The sequence below is a fragment of the Streptosporangium vulgare genome (assembly GCF_042428775.1).
GTDB lineage: Bacteria > Actinomycetota > Actinomycetes > Streptosporangiales > Streptosporangiaceae > Streptosporangium > Streptosporangium vulgare.
In genome coordinates, this window is sequence record NZ_JBHMBS010000017.1 from 119,451 (window position 1) to 136,291 (window position 16,841).

Genomic DNA, 16,841 nt, shown 5'->3' on the forward strand with positions numbered 1-16,841 from the left:
TCACACTCCCTCTTCCCCGGCCGCTTCCGGTGCGTGCGCCATCTCGCTCCTGAGGCGGCGTTTGAGGATCTTGCCGACGGGGTTGCGGGGCAGCGTGTCCCGCAGCTCCAGCCGTTCCGGCAGCTTGTACGAGGCGATGCGGTCGGCGCGCAGGTGGCCGACCAGCTCGCCGAGGGTGAGGGCGCTCCCCTCGCGCGGCACCACCACCGCGCACACCCTCTCCCCCAGTACGTCGTCCGGGTAGCCGACGACCGCCACGTCCTGGACGGCGGGGTGGGCGGCGATGAGACCCTCCAGCTCGGCCGGGGCGATGTTCATGCCTCCCCGGATGATGAGGTCCTTGGCCCGGTCGACGTAGCGCAGGAACTCCCCGCGCTCCCCGGCGATCTCGAAGACGTCGCCGGTTCTCAGGTAGCCCAGCTCGTCGAAGGGGTCGGCCACCCGGTCACCGCGCAGGTAGCCCGGGAACACCATCGGCCCCTTGATCCGCAGCTCCCCGGGACGGCCGGGCTCGACGACCTCCTCGCCGGTGTCGGGGTCGACCAGCCGTACCGACACCTGCGCGGAGATCCGGGAGCTCCAGGTGATGCCCGGCACGCCGTAGCGGGGGAAGTACCTGGCCCGCTGCTCGGGGTCGGGCACGTCGTGCGGGTCGGTGAGCAGGGCGATGCCCTCGTTGGAGCCGAAGAAGTTGATGATCCCGATTCCGTGGTCGTCCTGCCAGCCCCTGACCATGGAGGGCGCCAGCGGCACCGACCCCGACCCGATGAGCCGCAGCGACGACAGGTCGGCCGTGGCGAGCAGCTCGGCGCGGGCCAGCAGCAGGGTCAGCAGGGCGGGCGGCGCGACGGTGTAGGTGACGCGCTCCTCGGTGATCTGCCGCAGGAACGTCGGCAGGTCGAAGGGGTGGTGCTGGACGAGTACGCCGCCGACGCGCAGCCACGGCAGGAACATGCCGTTGATCCCGGCCATGTTCACCATGGGGAAGGGGTTGAGCAGCACGTCGTCACCGGTGAGCCGGGGCGCGTCGACCGTGGCCCAGCTCATCGCCAGCCAGTCGTAGTGGGTGCGGGGCACTCCCTTGGGAGTGCTCTCGGTACCGGAGGTCCAGCAGATCGTCACGCAGTCGTTGGGGTCGGCGGGGTGCGCCTCCGCGTACGCCCGGACGGCCTCACCGACCTCCCTCCTGCCGGCCTCGCCCCCGTCCGCCCCGGCCCCGTCCGTCTCGTCCCCGTCCGCCTCGGCCCGTACGACGGCCGCCAGCTCGGCGTCCAGGTCGACGGCCCCGGCGGGCAGGGATCCGCCGCCGTCCGGACCGCCGTCGGCGGACGCGCCGCGAGCCGGAGCGCCCCCGACCCGAACGCCGTGAGCCGACGCACCATGAGCCGGGGCGCTGTGAACCGAGGCACCGTGAACCAGCAGGACGCGCAGGCCGGGCAGGGCCGTGCGGACCTCCTCCGCCGGATGCCGGTCACCGATGCGTGCGGCGGTGAGGAAGGCGGCGAACCCGGCGAGGTCGCCGAGCTCCGCCACCTCGTGCTCGCGGTACTGCACCGGCAGCGGCGAGACGACCATCCGCAGCCGCCAGCACGCGAGGTAGACGACGACCAGCTCGACCGTGTTGGGCAGCTGCACGGCCAGCACGTCGCCCGCGCCCAGGCCGTGCCGCAGCAACACGGCCGCGAGCCGCGTCACCTCCTCGTCGAGCTCGCGCCAGGTGAGGCGCCGGGGGTCGGCGTCCACCAGGGCCCGCTTGTTGGGCGGGTCCACGACGGCGAGGCGGCCGGGCTCGGCGGCGACCCGGGCCGCGAAGAGCCCGTCCATGGTCTCGTCCGTCCACCAGCCCCTCGCGGTGTACTCCTCGACCCTCTCGGGCGGATGCAGTCCTGTCATCCCCGTCATCGTCCTCAGTCGCCCTGCGCGTAGTTGTGGGAGATGTCGACGACGTCACCGGCCGGTTCGAAGGTCTTCTTCTCCGCCGACCAGACGAACGGGCGGAAGGCCATGATGCCGAGCGCCTGCGTGGGCGACATCTTCCAGTCGATGCCGTCGATGAACATCGGCGGGTGGTACTCCTGGGTGCGGGCCGCGTTCATGATGCCGAGGCGGCTGAGCCCGTCCGGGGAGGAGCTCGCCGTGGTGAAGACGTCCACCATCAGGTCGGCGATGGCCCAGCCGTTGACCGTGTAGTTGTTGAGCGGGGCCTTGTTGCCCTGCGCCTCCATGTCGGCGAGATACTTCTTGACCGCCTCGTCCTCGGCGTAGATCGGGTTGCCCGGGTCCTTCAGCCAGACCATGATCTGCTGCCCGTCCGCGGCCTCGCCCGCGGGCTCGTAGAGCGACTTGCCGTCGACGCAGTTGGCGGGCTGGACGAAGGTGTCGGGCTTCCACCCGGCGCGGCCGACGGCCATGCTGAGGGTGAGGCAGTCGGTGGTGACCCCGGCGTCCACGAGCACCTGGGCGCCGCTGGCCTTGAGGGTCGTCGCGGCGGCGTTCGGGTCGGTGAGCGGGGCCTCCTTGATGATCTTGAGGTTGGTGCCCTCGATCGCCTTCTTGAACCCCTGCGCGTATCCCTGCCCGGACTCGGTCTGGTTGACCGCCAGCGCGACGGTCGCGCCACCCGGGTACTTCTTCTTGAGCTGCTCGACGACGACGGCCATCTCCACCTCGGCGGAGGGGAGATACTCGGTGGTCCAGGGGAAGTTCTTCGCGTCCCGGTAAGCGGGCACGGACGCCTGGCCGAACAGCAGGGGCACGCACGCCTCGTTCTGGTCGTCGGCGACCGCGTTGAGCTGGCCGGAGCCGAAGGTGTCGAGGACGTGCACGCCGTCCTTCTGGATCAGCTCGTTGACGTTGGCCTTGGCCTTCTCCGGGTTGAACGCGTCGTCCTTGGCGACGACCTCCAGCTTGACGCCCCCGACGCCTCCGGCGGCGTTGGCCACCTCGAAGCGGGCCTTCATGCCGTCGATGACGGCGCCGACCGCCTGGGCGAGCGGCCCGGACAGGGCGGCGCTCCAGCCCACCTTGAGCGTTCCGGTGATCTTCTCCCTGGCGGCGTCCGGGTCGGCGCAGCCGTCGACCGGTGTCACGCTCTCCGCGGCGGCGCCCGGGGCACTCTCCGCCCCGGCCGCGGGGGCGGGGTCCGCCGCCGGGTCGGCCCCGCCGCATCCGGCGGCGAGCAGGGCGGCCGTCAGGCCGATCGCGGCGAGGTGTCGGGTTCTCATGTGCGTTCTCCCAGGGTGTCGCTGGTGGGGGGTGAGGCGGCGTCGCCACCGGGCGGCGGTGCGTCATCGGGGGGCGGTGCGTCATCGGGGGGCGGGGCCGCCCGGTGGCCGTCGCCGGTCGCGGGATCGACGTGGACGACGCGCCCGGCGAGCCTGCCGAGGACTCCGGCTATGCCCTGGGGCATCAGGAAGACGATCGCGATGAGGATCGCGCCGAAGAGCACGCCGGACACGTGGCCCGAGGCCAGGTCGGAGGTGAAGTAGGGCAGGTAGACGACGGCGAGGGCGCCGACGACCGGTCCGAACAGGGTGGCCGCGCCACCGAGGAAGAGACCGGTGATGAGCTCGATCGACTTCAGCAGCGTGAAGGAGCCGTCGGGCGACAGCGCGCCGACGTACATCGCGAAGAGGCTCCCCGCCAGGCCGGTGACGGCCCCGGAGATGCCGAAGACCCCGGTTTTGATCGTCGCCAGGCGCACGCCCGAGGCGGCGGCGGCGATCTCGTTGTCCCTGGTGGCGATCATCGCGATGCCGAGGCGGCTGCGGGTGAGGTTGCGGACGAGGACGAGCACCAGGACCAGGGCGGCCACACTGACCCAGTACAGCCACAGGCCGCGCTGGCCGACCGTGAGCCCGGTCCACTCCGGCGGGCCCAGCTGCCGGGAGCGGATGACGAGGCCCGCGGCGCCCCCGGTGAAGTCCTCGAAACGCCGGACGATCTCCGGGAAGGCGACACCCACCGCGAGCGTGACCAGCGCCAGGTACAGGCCCCTGATGCGCAGCGCGGGCAGCCCGACGACGAGTCCCAGCAGGAAGCAGAGCACCACCGCCACCGGGATGGTCGACATGGGCGCGGCCCCGTACGAGACCACCAGGACCCCGGTGGTGTAGGCGCCGAGCCCGAAGAAGGCCGAGTGCCCGATGGACAGCAGGCCGGTGTAGCCGGTGGCGAGGTTGAGGCCGCTGATCGCGATGGCGAAGATCAGCACACTGGTGAACTGGCCGACCCGGAAGGGTTCGGCGTACGAGCCCGCGACCAGCAGCAGGGCGGCGACGGCGAGGAGGGCGAGCCGCAGTCCCCGGTGCGCGGGCGACCCGGCGCGCACGGTGACCGGGAACCGGCGCGAGGCCCCGCCGGACGGCGCCACGCCCTCCCGATCACGTTCGGGGACGCGGTCGCGGTCACGGCCAAAGGCACTGTCGCGGCTACGACCGGAGGCACTGTCACGGCCACGGTCGGGGCCGCCGTCGCGGGACAGGGCGGTCTCGGGGGTCACAGGCGCTCCATCTGCCGGGTCCCGAACAGCCCGGTGGGCCGGAACAGGAGGATGAGGACGATGACGACGAGTGCCGCGGTCTGCGGCAGCGTGCCGCCGATGAACTCGACGTAACCGGTGATCATCGCTTCGAGCACGCCGATGCCGAGCCCTCCCACGACCGCGCCCACCGGGCTGTCCAGCCCGCCGAACAGGGCGGCGGCGGAGGCGTAGATGAGGATCGGGAACATCGTCTGCAGGCTGAGCTGGTGCGGGGAGAGCGGGGTGAGCAGCACCCCGGCGAGGGAGCCGATGACGCCCGCGAGTCCCCAGCCGAGCATCAGGATGCGGCCGGTCGGCACCCCGCTGAGCGCGGCCGACTCGGGGTTGTCGGCCACCGCGCGCATGTGCAGCCCCAGGCGGGTCCGGTTGAAGAGCGCGAAGACCGCGCCGATCAGGACGACCACGAAGAGCCAGACGCCGAGCGCGTCCCAGTAGAGCCGGGCGCCCCCCACCGAGACGAAGTCGTCCATCGCGCTGGGGAACAGGCTGGGCATCGTCTTGGTCTCGGAGTTCCACAGCAGTCCGGCCAGCGCGTTGAACGCGGTGAACAGTCCCAGCGCGACGATGAGCGAGGCCATGTCGTTGCGCCGCCTGATGGGTCTGATCAGGGTGCGCTCCACCACCGCGCCGAGCACGAAGCCCGCGGCGGCTGCCACCAGGGCCGCGATCCACAGGGGCACCTGGGCGGCGGCGGTGAGCCACCAGGCGAGGTAGGTGGTGAACAGCGCCATCTCGCCCTGGGCGAAGTTGATGGTGCCGGTGCTGCGGAAGACCACCACCAGGGCGAGCGCCATGATCGCGTACACGGCGCCGTTGGTGACGCCGTCGAAGAGTCGTTCGAGGAAGATGTCCATGGGGGCGCTCCTCAGTACCCGAGGTAGGCGCGTCGGACGCTCTCGTCGCCGCGGAACTCCCCGGCGGTTCCCGAGGCGATCACCCGGCCGACTTCGAGCAGGTAGACGCGGTTGGCGAGGCCGAGGGCGAGCTCGGCGTTCTGCTCCACCAGGAGCATCGAGACGCCCTGTTCGCGGTTGACGGTCGCCAGGATGTCGAACAGCTCGGCGACGATGCGCGGGGCGAGCCCGAGGCTGGGTTCGTCGCAGAGCAGCAGGCGGGGCCTGCTCATCAGGGCGCGGGCCACCGCGAGCATCTGCTGCTCGCCGCCCGACAGGGTGCCCGCGGCCTGCCCGGTGCGCTCGGCGAGCACCGGGAACACCGAGCACCAGCGGTCGACGTCCTCGCGGATGCCCGCCTTGTCCCTGCGGAGCGCGGCGCCGACGTGCAGGTTCTCCAGCACGGTGAGGTGCGGGAAGGTGCCCCGCCCCTGCGGGACCAGGCTCACGCCCCGGGAGACGACCGCGTCGGGCCGGAGCCCGCCGAGGGGGCGGCCCTCCAGCTGGATCGTTCCCTCGTACGGGAGCAATCCGGCCAGGGCCCGCATCGTGGTGGTCTTCCCGGCGCCGTTCGCGCCGAGCACCACCACCGCCTCCCCCTCGCCGATCTCCAGGTCGACGCCGTGCAGGACCCGCGCCTGGCCGTAGCCCGCGCGCAGCCCCTCGACGGTGAGCAGGCTCATGACGCCTTCCCCAGGTACGCCTCGACGACGCGGCGGTCGCCGCGTACCTCCTCGGGAGTGCCGTCCGCGATCTTGCGGCCGAACTCCATCGCGACCACGTGGTCGGAGATGCTCATGACCAGGCCCATGTGGTGTTCCACCAGCAGGGCGCCGAGGTCGTGGTCGCGGCGCAGGCGGCGGATGAGCTCGCCGAGGTCGCGTACCTCCGCGTGGGTGAGCCCGCCGGCGGGCTCGTCCAGCAGGAGCAGTCTCGGTCTCGCGGCGAGCGCGCGGGCCAGCTCGACCCGTTTGAGCGTGCCGTACGGCAGGCCCTGGGCCGGCCGGTGCGCCACGTCGCGCAGGTCGAGCTCGGTGAGGATGTCCATGGCCTCCCCTTCGATGCGGCGCTGCCTGGCCCTGGTGCCCGGCCACCCGGTGAGCGCTCCGGCGAACCCGGCCCGCTCGCGGGCGTGGGCCCCGGCCACGGTGTTCTCCAGCACGGTGAGCGAGGGGAACAGCGCGAGGTTCTGGAAGGTACGGGCGATGCCGAGCCGCACCACGTCGTGTGGCCTGACGCGGGACAGGTCGGCGTCGCCGAAGGCGATGGCGCCGGAGTCGGGGCGGTAGATCCGCGTGACGCAGTTGAACAGGGTCGTCTTCCCGGCGCCGTTGGGACCGATGAGCCCGCAGATCTCTCCGGGGGCGACGGTGAAGCCGACCCCGTCCAGGGCCGCGACGCCGCCGAAGCGGAGCGTCACGTCCGTGACCGTGAGGGAGGGCCGTTGACCGGCTTCGTGGACCGTCTGCATCTGAGTGGCTCCAATGCGAGCTTTCATACTTCAGTTAGCAGTGCGTTGCTGGTCAGGTCTTACTACAACAAAAAGAGTGAGTGCGTCAACGGTCCTTAACCCGGTTGAAACTCGTCCGCAACGAGTCCTGGCCAACTCACTCTCTTAGTTGTAGCGTCGAGGAACCCACCCCTGCGAGGAGGCCCGACGTGACCGACCGGCGCGACGAAGCGGTGCAGGCACTGCTCGACAAACAGGAGATCTACGAGGTCCTGGCGCGCTATCTGCGCGCCGTCGACCGGGGTGACGTCGAGGGGGTGGCCGCGTGCTACCTGCCCGGCGCCACCGAGGACCACGGCGGTGTCTTCGAGGGCACCGCCGAGGACTACGTGAGCAGCGTCGCCCGCGTGCTCACCCACCCCAGGAGCCGGACCATGCACTGCATGACCAACGTGCTCGTCGAGCTGGCGGGCGACAGCGCGCAGGCCGAGTCGTACGTGACCACGTTCAGCCGGGTGAAGACCCCCGACGGGCTCGGCGACTCCTTCGTCGGCGCCCGCATCGTCGACCGCCTGGAGCGGCGCGACGGCAGGTGGGGCATCGCCCACCGGGCGCTCGTCTGGGAGTGGAACCACGACGCGCCCGTCTCGGAGACCTGGATCTTCGGCATGCTCGTCCCCGACCCGGCGGTCCTGGTGCGCGGTGGCAAGCACCCCGACGACCTCGTCTACGACGGGCCGAACGGGGCGGCCCGGTGAGCGGTCCAGTGGGCGGCCCGGTGAGCGGCTCGGTGAGCGGCCCGGTGAGCGGCCCGGTGAGCGGCCAGGCGATCCGCGGCTCCGTCGCCCTGGTCACCGGCGGCAACCGCGGCATCGGCAGGGCCTTCGTCGAGGAGCTCCTCGCCCAGGGCGCCGCGCGGGTCTACGCCGGGGCGCGCGACCCCGCCGACGTCGACACCGAGCTGGTGGCCGCCGGGGCGGTTCCCGTACGGCTCGACATCACCGACCTCGACCAGGTCGCCGAGGCCGCCGCGACCTGCGCGGACGTGAACCTCCTGATCAACAACGCGGGATACTTCGCGGGCGAGCGCCTGGTGCTGACCGGCGACCCGCAGGCGGCGCGCCGGGAGATGGAGGTCAACTTCTTCGGCACCCTCAACATGACCCGTGCCTTCGCCCCGGTGCTCGGCGGCAACGGCGGCGGCGCCATCGCCAACGTGCTGTCGGTCGCCGCGATGACCCCGGCCCCGTTCATGGGCGGCTACTCCACCTCCAAGGCGGCGGCGCTGTGGCTGGGCACCATCGCCAGGGCCGAGCTCGCCGCGCAGAACACGCAGGTCACCTCCCTGATCGTCGGCTCGGTGGACACCCGGATGGCCGCCCACGTGGACGGCGCCAAGGAGGACCCGCGCGAGGTCGCGCGGGCCGGGCTCAAGGCCGTCGCGCGCGGGGAGTCCGTCGCCGACACCGACTGGATGGCGATCGACGCCCGCGCCCGCCTCGCCCGCGACCCCGGCCGGTACGAGCGCCAGCTGGCCAGGCTGCTCGACGTACAGAACCTGAGGACCGGCCGATGAGCGCGTCCGGCACGAAATCCCGGGGACGGACCGGCGAGCGTCCTCGACACACGAGACCCGAGGACCGGCCGACGAACACGCCCGGCACGCGAACCGTGAGGACCGGCCGATGAGTGACCTCGAACTCGTACAGGCGACGCTCGCGGCCCGCGACCTCTCCGCCGCCTCCGCCGTCGCCCGCTCGGAGCTGGGCCTGGCCCCCGGCTTCCCGGACCCGGAGCTGGCCTCCTTCGCGATGGCCAACGAGGTCCTCACCCTGGGCGACACCTATCTGGAGATCGTGGCCCCCACCGGCGAGACGTCGGCGCTGCACCGCTTCCTCGCCGGTGGCGAGGGCGGCTACCTGCTCGCGATCCGCGTCCCCGACACCGCGGCGCTGGTGGAGCGGGCCGCCGCGGGAAACGTCCGCGTCGTCCACCGGCAGGACTTCCAGGGGGCGACGATCACCCAGCTGCACCCCGGCGACCTGGGGGTGATGCTGGAGGCCGACGAGATCCCGCCCGGCCGCGAGTGGCACTACGACGACTGGAGCGTTCCCGCGCGCCCGCCCGGCGCGTCGGCGGGCGACCTGCTCGCCGCCGACGTGGCGGTCGGGCACCCCGAGGAGACCGCGGCACTCTGGGCCCACCTGCTGGACGTCCCGGCGGAGCACTCCCCCGGCGCCGGGAACGGCGTGCCCACCGTACGGATCGGAAGCCGGATCGTCCGGTTCGTCCCCCACCCCGGAACCGGAACCGGCACCGGCACCGGTCGTCGCGGCCTCGTCGCCCTCGACCTGCGCGCCCTCACCCCCGGCGCCCCCCGCGAGATCACCGTCGCCGGTCTCACGATCCGCCTCGTACCGGCCGGGGAGCCCGTACCAGCCGGGGAGTCCATGTCGGCCGGGGAGTCCATGTCGGCCGGGGAGTCCGTGTCCGCCGGGGAGGGCGCGTCGTGAGCGTCCGCGTCATCCAGTGGGCGACCGGCGCCATCGGCAGGACCTGCCTGCGCGCCGTCCTCGACTCCCCCGGCCTGGAACTCGCCGGGCTGTACGTCTACGGCGACCGCAAGGCGGGCAGGGACGCGGGCGAGATCGCCCGGCGGCCCCTCACCGGCGTGCTCGCCACCCGGGACCGGCAGCTGATCGTCGACACCCCCGCCGACCTCGTCATCCACGCGCCCCGGCTGCAGGTCCCGTACGAGACCCACGACGCCGACATATGCGCGTTGCTGCGCTCGGGAAAGAACGTGATCACCACCGCGGGCCATCACTTCCCCCGCGCGCACGGCAGAGAGCGCGAGGAGATGTTCCTGGACGCCTGCCGGGAGGGCGGCACGACCCTGTACGGCGTGGGCATCAGCCCCGGCGTCGTCGGCGAGCGGCTGGTGCTGGCGCTGACCGGCGTCTGCCTGGACGTGGAGCACGTCTCCATCGACGAGGTCCTCGACGCGAGCCGCACGCCGGACCCGAACTTCGTCTTCGACGTGATGGGCATGGGCTCCGACCCCGCGAAGACCGACCTCGCCTCGGGCGAGCTGCCGGAGCTGTACGGCATGCTCTACACCGAGACCCTGGCGTTCATGGCCGAGCGGATGGGCCTGGCCGTCGACCGCTACGAACCCGACCACCACGTGGAGCTCACCGACCGGGAACTCCGCGTCGCGGCCGGGACGATCCCCGCGGGCACGGTGGCCGCGACCGAGTGGCGCTGGCACGCGGTCAGCGGCGGGCGGCGGGTGCTGACCCTGTCCATCGTGTGGACCATGGACCCGTCGATGCCGCGCTACGCGGGCCGGGACCACTGGACGGTGCGGGTCACCGGCAGGCCGGGCCTGACGATGACCCTGAACCTGGTCGAGCCCGACGACCCGCTGAGCCGGACCACCGCGGGCCAGTTCGTCACCGCGGGCCCGGTGATCCGCGCCATCCCCGAGGTCCTCGCCGCCCCGCCCGGCATCTTCGAACCCCCGGTCTTCGCCCCGTTCTCCTTCCCCGGGCCTGCCGGGTCACCGGGCGTCTCCGAGGCTCCCGGGCTGCCGGGGGGCGGAGGTTCCGGGTCACCGGACGCCCGGGGTTCCCGTCTTCCCGAGTCGCCGAGGTGAGCACACCGTGACCGTCCCCGCCGCCACCGGCTCCACCACCGGTCCCGCCGCCCCTGATCCCGCCCCTGCCCCTGCCGCCCCTGACCCCGTCCTCACCGGGTCCGCCACCGCCGGTCCCGCCGCCAACCCCGCCACCGGCCCCGTCGTCACCGGCCCCGTCCGGCACGGATTCGACGCCGACTACGCGCTGCACGCCGACGGCTCGCGGGTGGAGCGCCTGGCGGACATCCTCCGCCGCCGGGCGGCGGCCACCCCGGACCTGCCCGCGGTGATCGAGCCGGGCGGGGTGACGACCTTCGCCGTCCTCGATGCCCGCTCCAGCCGGGCCGCCCGCGCGCTGCTGGCCGACGGGGTGGGCGAGGGCGACAGGGTGGCCTACATCGGGGCGAACGCCCCCTCCTTCCTGGAGGTGCTGTACGGCGCCGCCAAGATAGGCGCGATCGCCACGGCCGTGAACAACCGCCTGGCCCCGGCGGAGGTCGCCCAGATCCTGGGCGACGCCGAGCCGTCGGTGCTCGTCCTCGGCTCCGGGGACGGCGGCCTCGCCCCGGGGAAGGGCGTCGTCCCCTCCCTCACCCGGGTGGTCACCGCCGACGGCGACCCCGGGACGACCCCGTACGAAGACTGGCTGGACGGCCACCCGGCCGACGACCCGGGGGTGCTCGCCGACCCCGGCTCGACCGCGCTGATCTTCTACACCTCCGGCACCACCGGCCTGCCCAAGGGCATCATGCTGAGCGGGCGCAACCTCGGCCAGGCTCTGGCGACCATGCACTACGAGATCGGCATGGACGAGACGTCGGTGGCGATGGCGCCGATCCCGTACTTCCACATCTCCGGGCTCGGCCTGGCGATGGTCGCGGCCGTCAACGGCGCGGCCCTGCTGCTGGAACACGCCACCGCCCCCGAGGAACTGCGGGACCTGCTGATCTCCCGGCGCGTGTCGCACGCCGCCCTGGTGCCGACGCTCATCCAGCGACTGGTCGCGCTGCCCGGCGTGCGGGAGTACGACTGGTCGGCGCTGAAGATCGTCGTGTACGGCTCCTCCCCCATCCCGCTGCCGGTGATCCGGGCGGCGACCGAGTCCATCGGCTGCCGCTTCCTGCAGAGCTACGGGCTCACCGAGTCGACCGGCGGCGTGACCGTCCTGCACCCCGACGACCACCTGCCGGAACCGGGCCTGGAGGGGCGGCTGCTGTCGGCGGGCCGCCCGATGCACGGCGTGCCGATGCGCGTGGTGCGTCCGGAGACGCTGGAGGACCTCGGTCCCGGCGAGCGGGGCGAGGTCCTGATCGGCGGCGGGCACGTGATGACGGGCTACTGGCGGCGCCCCGCGGAGACGGCCGCGACGATCCTGCCCGGCGGCTGGCTGCGTACCGGCGACGGGGGCTCCTTCGACGCCGACGGCTACCTCTACCTGCACGACCGGATCAAGGACATGATCGTCAGCGGCGGCGAGAACGTCTACCCGGCCGAGGTGGAGAGCGTGCTGACCGGTCACCCCTCGGTCGCCGAGGTGGCCGTGGTCGGCGTGCCCTCCGACCGATGGGGTGAGGTGCCGCACGCGGTGGTCGTCCCGCGTCCCGGCGCGGAGCCGGTCACCGCCCAACAGCTGATCTCCTGGACCAGGGAGCGCCTGGCCCACTTCAAGTGCCCCGCCGACGTCTCGTTCGTGGACGCGCTGCCGCGCAACGCGAGCGGCAAACTCCTCAAGACGCGCCTCCGCGAGGACCACGGCCGCCGCTGACTTCCGGCCCCGGGCGTCATCCGGAGGGAGGCGCCCGGGGAGTCTCCTCACCGCGCACGGATGAGGACCGGCATCCACCGCACGCGGGTGTGGGTCATGTGGGTCAGGTCGAGACGGGCACCGGCCGGGCACCTGCCACCGGCTGAGGCCCCCAGGCGGTTCCGGGCGGTCCGGCACAGGGCCGTCCGCCAGAGCTGCGTTTCCAGAAATTTCCGGTTCTGGGAGAAATGATGTCGACGCCTTCGACATGGACGGGTGTCCACGAACCCCACCAGAGGAGGCGTCCTGCCATGGGAACCGCCCGTGAGTGACGACCGAAGAGCCCGGTTCGAACAGGTCTACCTCGACACGTACGAACAGATCCTCGGCTACGCGATGCGCCGCTGTGACTCTCCGGAGGACGCGGCCGACGTGGTGGCCGAGACGTTCGAGATCGCGTGGCGCCGGGTGGACGACCTGCCGCCCGGTGAGCAGGCGAGGCTGTGGCTGTACGGCGTGGCGCGCAACGTCCTCGCCAACCACCGCCGGGGGCTGATGCGCCGCCACAGCCACCAGACGGCGCTGCACGAGAACGTCGCCGATCTCTACGCCCGCACGTCCCCGGACGGGGAGGGGACGGAGCTCAGGGCGATAGGACAGGTCTTTCGCGAACTGTCCGACGACGATCGCGAGCTGTTGTCGCTCGTGGCCTGGGAGGGCCTGGACGCCGGGGAGATCGCGTCCGTCCTGGGCCGTTCCCGCAACGCCGTACGCATCCGGCTCCACCGGGCCCGCGGGCGCTTCTCCCGCGGGCTGGCGGAGGCCGGGATCGAATTCACCCCGATGAGCCGGGCCGTGCGAGTCCCGACATGGAGGTCCTCGTGAAGCACACCCATGAGCCGGTGAACCCACCGGCCCGCGTCCGCGACGACGAGCTGGCCGGTCAGGCGTCCGCGGCGGGGGCGCGGGCACTGCTGGCGTCGATCACGTCCGGATCCGGGGCCGGATCCGAATCCGCGTCCCGGGTCCCCGCGGTCTCGCCGTCACGCCGACGACCGTGGAGGCCGCGCCTGGTGACCGGGGTGCTCACCGCCGGAGTGCTCGTCGCCGGGGTCGTCGCCGGTCCCGGCCTGCTGCGCGACGGGAGCGCCACGAGCTACGCGAACTCCGCCGTCGACATCGTGCTGGACGGCGAGCAGTACGTCGCCCGCATCAAGGACCCGTTCGCCGACCACGCCAAGTACACCGAGGCGTTCCGGGCGGTCGGCCTGGACATCACGCTGCGCCCGGTACCCGTCTCGCGTGGCAGCGTGGGAAAGATCATGGGGATGATCGTCACCGGCGGCGAGGAGCCTGACGCGAGGATGACCCCGGATCCCTCAGGTCCCCGGTTCGGCGGTGTCCCCCTCTCGATGGAGACGGCGCCCGGGAAATGCGAGCCGGGCAAGGACGCCGGGTGCGTGATGGTGATGCGGATTCCCTCCGGCTTCACCGGCAGGGTGGACGTGAGGCTGGGGCGCCAGGCGAGACAGGGAGAGGAGTACGCGAACTTCGACCTGGCCATGGCCTCCGGTGAGATGTTCGCCGGGGTCCGGCTGAGGGACGGCCGCCCGGTGGACGAGATCCTGGCCGAGGCTCGGAAACGCGACCTGGCCACGGTGTTCAGCCTCGTCCGGATCGACGCGAGGACGGGCGGGCTGTCCTTCGAACCGCTCCCCGCCGACCGGGTCGGACGTGACTGGACCGTCTGGAACGCCTGGCAGGTGAAGGCCGGGGTGATCCGGCTGCTCGTCACGCCCGAGCGACTGGCCGAGAACCCGTTCTACAACGGAAGCGCGCCACCGCCCGCCTCCTGACGCGGGAACCCCGGCTCCCGCCCTCCTCCTGACCGGCTCTTGCCCGCGCCGGAGGCGGGAGCCGGACGGTTCAGCCGCTCGGCTGCCGGTCTCTCCTGCGGATCTTGATGTCGCGCATGTCCGTCACCGCGACGTGGAGGATCCGGTACGGGTGGCCGTGCGCGTCCAGCGCCGCGACGGCTCCCCGGGTGGCCTCGTCCTCGCCGTCGTCCGGGCTCGCGGGCACCTGGCAGCGGAAGGTGAACGCCGAGAGGCTCTGGTCGTGGGTGAAGGCCCCCGCCTCGGTGAACCCCAGGCCGCCCGCCGCGAGGACGGCGGCGCGGCCGGTGTCGCTCAGCCCGTCGAACGTGCCGCGAATCATCACTCTGAACATGGACGGTCCCTCTCTCGTGATCTCGTGTCTCGTCATCTCGTGGCGTAGGTGAGAACGCGCTCGCCGAGCAGGCCCTCGATGGTGTCCAGCAGGTCCAGCACGGCCGCGGCGATCGCGTCGGGGCGTTCCCCCGCCGCGGTGCGCCTGCCGATCTCGGCGAAGACCATCGAGTGGAGGCAGCCGAGCTGCCAGGCCACCACGCGGGGCACCGGGTCGTCGGGGGCGGCTCCGGTCTCCTCGGCGAGCACGGCGGCGAGCGCGTCGGTCATCTGCCGGCCGAGGTCCTCCAGCCGGGCGGTGAGCGTGGGGGCGGCCCGCATCATCTCGAAGACGCGGCCGAATCCCTCGGTCAGCCCCAGCCTGCGGTCGCGGCGGTGCACCTCGTCGCGCAGGTGGGTCAGCACCGCCCGCGCGGCGGGTTCACCGGGCGGGCGGTGCCGCACGATGTCGGCGAGCCGCTGCGGGGACGCCTCGTCCGGCGGCAGGACGAGGTCCTCCTTGGCGTCGAAGTAGTTGTAGACGGTGTTCACCGACACCTCGGCCGCCGCCGCGACCTCGGCGATCGTGACGTGCTCGAAGCCACGCTCCACGAACAGGCCGACGGCCACCTGGGAGATGCGCTGCCGCGTCTGCCGTTTCTTCCGTTCTCGCAGCCCCTCGGTCATGGCCGGAAGTTTAACCGCACTCCAAATATGAAGTCGATTGCATTTTTGCAGCGCACTCTATTTTTGTTGAGACCATGACCTCGCCGACCGGCGGGCCGGTGCGGTCCGAGTCAGCCGATCCGGCGGTCGTTCCCCTCCCACCAGGGGCGGCGCAGCTCGCGCTTGAGGACCTTGCCCGAGGGGTTGCGGGGCAGCGCGTCCACGAAGGAGACGGCGGTGGGGCACTTGTAGTGGGCCAGCCGCTCGCGGGTCCAGGCGAGCAGTTCCTCCTCGGTGGTCTCCTGGCCGGGGCGGGGCACCACGACCGCCAGGGGCGTCTCGCCCCAGCGCTCGGAGGGGACGCCGATCACCGCGGTCTCCAGCACCGCGGGGTGCCCGGCCAGGGCGCTCTCCACCTCCGCCGGATAGACGTTCTCCCCGCCGCTGACGATCATGTCCTTGATCCGGTCGTGCAGGTAGAGGTAGCCGTCGCCGTCCATCGACCCGGCGTCGCCGGTGCGCAGCCAGCCGCCGGGCAGGAAGGCGGCGGCCGTCTCGGCGGGGTTGCGCCAGTAGCCGGTCGTCACGCAGGGGCCCCGGACGATGACCTCGCCCACCACACCGGGGTCGGCGGGCCGGTCCGTCTCCAGGTCGAGGATCGCGACCTCCATGCCGGGCACCGCCCGCCCGGCCGAGCGCAGCCGCCCCTTCACCGGGTTGTCCGGCAGATGCTGGTCGGGACCGAGCAGGGTCGTCACGCCGATGGTCTCGGTGAGCCCGTACGACTGGAAGAACTCGGCGCCGAACAGCGCGACCGCCCGCGCCAGCAGGCTCTCGGTGATGGGCGAGGCGCCGTAGACGATCTGCCGGAGCGCGGAGAAGTCGGCGTCGCGGGCCGCGGGCAGCTCGGCCATCACCTGGATCACCGCCGGGACCATCGCCGTGTGGGTGACGCGATGGCGGATCAGCTGGTCGAGCATGGAGGCGGGCGTGGGTTCGCGGCACTGCACGAGGGTGCCGCCCTCGGCGATCGTGATGAGCGCCCAGCCCGCACCGGCGATGTGGTAGTACGGGATCGGCACCATGCTGACCGCCCCACCGGCCTCACCGGCCCTACCGCCCAGGTCGAAGCAGGAGCCGAACAGCGCGACCCCCGAGGCCAGCCCGGACGCGGTGACGTTGACACCCTTGGGCCTGCCCGTCGTGCCGGAGGAGTACATGAGCACGATCAGCTCGTCCCCGGCGGCGTCGCGCTTGGGGTCCCTGGGCCGCGCCCCGGCCAGCCACTCCTCGTAGGCGGGACCGACCACGATCACCGGCACGCCCTCCTCCACCGGGACCTCGGCGTGCTCGGGGCCGACGACCACCAGCGACACGGCGGCGTCGGCGAGGATCCAGCGCATCTCGTCCGGGGCCAGCCTGAAGTTGAGCGGGACCAGCACCGCCCCCGCCTTGGCCGCGCCGAAGAGCAGCTCGAAGTACTCGGTGGCGTTGCGGTCGACGTATCCCACGCGGTCACCGGGTTCGAGGCCCGCGGCGATCAGGGCGTCGGCCACCCGGTCGGAGCGCTCGGCGAGCTCCCCGTAGGTGGCGGCGCGACCGTCACCGGTGACGGCGACGGCGTCGGGCGCGCGGCTCGCGGACAGGCGCAGGAGGTCGGCGACGGGGGTGGGGGCGGGGGGCATGGTCGTCCTTCTC

The 16,841-nt window shown here is 72.5% G+C and carries 16 protein-coding genes; 7 read left to right on the forward strand and 9 right to left on the reverse strand.

The features are described from left to right. The 6 genes from ACFFRH_RS29725 to ACFFRH_RS29750 are packed head-to-tail and all read right to left on the reverse strand — an operon-like array spanning window position 1 to window position 6,856. Window positions 1-1,893: an AMP-binding protein gene (locus tag ACFFRH_RS29725; RefSeq protein WP_386161030.1), complete on the reverse strand. Its 1,893-nt coding sequence runs from the start codon at window positions 1,891-1,893 to the stop codon at window positions 1-3. A 14-nt stretch (window positions 1,894-1,907) separates the two neighbouring features. Beyond that, a complete protein-coding gene (locus ACFFRH_RS29730) occupies window positions 1,908-3,224 on the reverse strand; it encodes an ABC transporter substrate-binding protein (protein ID WP_386161031.1) in 1,317 nt (438 codons plus the stop codon). Further along, the gene (locus ACFFRH_RS29735) at window positions 3,221-4,501 is read right to left on the reverse strand and encodes a branched-chain amino acid ABC transporter permease (protein WP_386161032.1); all 1,281 of its coding nucleotides are present in this window, start codon (window positions 4,499-4,501) and stop codon (window positions 3,221-3,223) included. The genes ACFFRH_RS29730 and ACFFRH_RS29735 overlap by 4 nt, the downstream gene beginning before the upstream one ends. Continuing rightward, window positions 4,498-5,397 (reverse strand): branched-chain amino acid ABC transporter permease, encoded by a 900-nt coding sequence (locus tag ACFFRH_RS29740; RefSeq protein ID WP_386161033.1) that lies wholly within the window; start codon window positions 5,395-5,397, stop codon window positions 4,498-4,500. Before ACFFRH_RS29740 ends, ACFFRH_RS29735 begins: the two co-directional genes overlap by 4 nt. Window positions 5,398-5,408: 11 nt before the next feature. Then, window positions 5,409-6,119: an ABC transporter ATP-binding protein gene (locus ACFFRH_RS29745; protein WP_386161034.1), complete on the reverse strand. Its 711-nt coding sequence runs from the start codon at window positions 6,117-6,119 to the stop codon at window positions 5,409-5,411. Then, window positions 6,116-6,856, reverse strand: a complete 741-nt coding sequence (locus ACFFRH_RS29750; protein ID WP_386161035.1) for an ABC transporter ATP-binding protein — start codon at window positions 6,854-6,856, stop codon at window positions 6,116-6,118. The genes ACFFRH_RS29745 and ACFFRH_RS29750 overlap by 4 nt, the downstream gene beginning before the upstream one ends. Window positions 6,857-7,095: 239 nt before the next feature. Between ACFFRH_RS29750 and ACFFRH_RS29755 the strand changes: the two genes are divergently transcribed. From ACFFRH_RS29755 to ACFFRH_RS29785, 7 genes are all read left to right on the forward strand, one after another. Continuing rightward, a complete protein-coding gene (locus ACFFRH_RS29755; RefSeq protein ID WP_344746870.1) occupies window positions 7,096-7,644 on the forward strand; it encodes a nuclear transport factor 2 family protein in 549 nt (182 codons plus the stop codon). Then, a complete protein-coding gene (locus tag ACFFRH_RS29760) occupies window positions 7,641-8,462 on the forward strand; it encodes an SDR family oxidoreductase (RefSeq protein WP_344746871.1) in 822 nt (273 codons plus the stop codon). Before ACFFRH_RS29755 ends, ACFFRH_RS29760 begins: the two co-directional genes overlap by 4 nt. Before the next feature lie 109 nt (window positions 8,463-8,571). Next, window positions 8,572-9,399, forward strand: coding sequence for a VOC family protein (locus tag ACFFRH_RS29765; protein WP_386161036.1), 828 nt, complete (start codon window positions 8,572-8,574; stop codon window positions 9,397-9,399). Then, window positions 9,396-10,544, forward strand: coding sequence for an NAD(P)H-dependent amine dehydrogenase family protein (locus ACFFRH_RS29770; protein WP_386161037.1), 1,149 nt, complete (start codon window positions 9,396-9,398; stop codon window positions 10,542-10,544). The genes ACFFRH_RS29765 and ACFFRH_RS29770 overlap by 4 nt, the downstream gene beginning before the upstream one ends. Window positions 10,545-10,551: 7 nt before the next feature. Next, window positions 10,552-12,291, forward strand: coding sequence for a long-chain-fatty-acid--CoA ligase (locus ACFFRH_RS29775; RefSeq protein ID WP_344746873.1), 1,740 nt, complete (start codon window positions 10,552-10,554; stop codon window positions 12,289-12,291). Between the two features lie 303 nt (window positions 12,292-12,594). Beyond that, window positions 12,595-13,155 carry an RNA polymerase sigma factor gene (locus ACFFRH_RS29780; protein ID WP_344746874.1) on the forward strand — a complete coding sequence of 187 codons (561 nt, stop codon included), beginning with the start codon at window positions 12,595-12,597 and terminating at the stop codon, window positions 13,153-13,155. Beyond that, complete coding sequence (locus ACFFRH_RS29785; RefSeq protein ID WP_344746875.1) at window positions 13,152-14,126, forward strand: hypothetical protein; 975 nt, start codon at window positions 13,152-13,154, stop codon at window positions 14,124-14,126. Before ACFFRH_RS29780 ends, ACFFRH_RS29785 begins: the two co-directional genes overlap by 4 nt. A 70-nt stretch (window positions 14,127-14,196) precedes the next feature. Here the strand turns inward: ACFFRH_RS29785 and ACFFRH_RS29790 are convergent, their stop codons facing one another. The 3 genes from ACFFRH_RS29790 to ACFFRH_RS29800 all read right to left on the reverse strand — a co-directional run bounded on the left by ACFFRH_RS29790 (window position 14,197) and on the right by ACFFRH_RS29800 (window position 16,828). Then, window positions 14,197-14,499, reverse strand: a complete 303-nt coding sequence (locus tag ACFFRH_RS29790; RefSeq protein ID WP_344746876.1) for a DUF6204 family protein — start codon at window positions 14,497-14,499, stop codon at window positions 14,197-14,199. Between the two features lie 32 nt (window positions 14,500-14,531). Then, window positions 14,532-15,164, reverse strand: coding sequence for a TetR/AcrR family transcriptional regulator (locus tag ACFFRH_RS29795; RefSeq protein WP_344746877.1), 633 nt, complete (start codon window positions 15,162-15,164; stop codon window positions 14,532-14,534). A 110-nt stretch (window positions 15,165-15,274) separates the two neighbouring features. Next, window positions 15,275-16,828, reverse strand: a complete 1,554-nt coding sequence (locus ACFFRH_RS29800; protein ID WP_344746878.1) for a long-chain-fatty-acid--CoA ligase — start codon at window positions 16,826-16,828, stop codon at window positions 15,275-15,277. Window positions 16,829-16,841: the final 13 nt, after the last annotated feature.

Coding starts and splice junctions, on each gene's coding strand:
- ACFFRH_RS29730 (WP_386161031.1), bottom strand. CDS start 3,224: ATGAGAACCCGACACCTCGCCGCGATCGGCCTGACGGCCGCCCTGCTC.
- ACFFRH_RS29790 (WP_344746876.1), bottom strand. CDS start 14,499: ATGTTCAGAGTGATGATTCGCGGCACGTTCGACGGGCTGAGCGACACC.
- ACFFRH_RS29800 (WP_344746878.1), bottom strand. CDS start 16,828: ATGCCCCCCGCCCCCACCCCCGTCGCCGACCTCCTGCGCCTGTCCGCG.
- ACFFRH_RS29745 (WP_386161034.1), bottom strand. CDS start 6,119: ATGAGCCTGCTCACCGTCGAGGGGCTGCGCGCGGGCTACGGCCAGGCG.
- ACFFRH_RS29765 (WP_386161036.1), top strand. CDS start 8,572: ATGAGTGACCTCGAACTCGTACAGGCGACGCTCGCGGCCCGCGACCTC.
- ACFFRH_RS29725 (WP_386161030.1), bottom strand. CDS start 1,893: ATGACAGGACTGCATCCGCCCGAGAGGGTCGAGGAGTACACCGCGAGG.
- ACFFRH_RS29795 (WP_344746877.1), bottom strand. CDS start 15,164: ATGACCGAGGGGCTGCGAGAACGGAAGAAACGGCAGACGCGGCAGCGC.
- ACFFRH_RS29740 (WP_386161033.1), bottom strand. CDS start 5,397: ATGGACATCTTCCTCGAACGACTCTTCGACGGCGTCACCAACGGCGCC.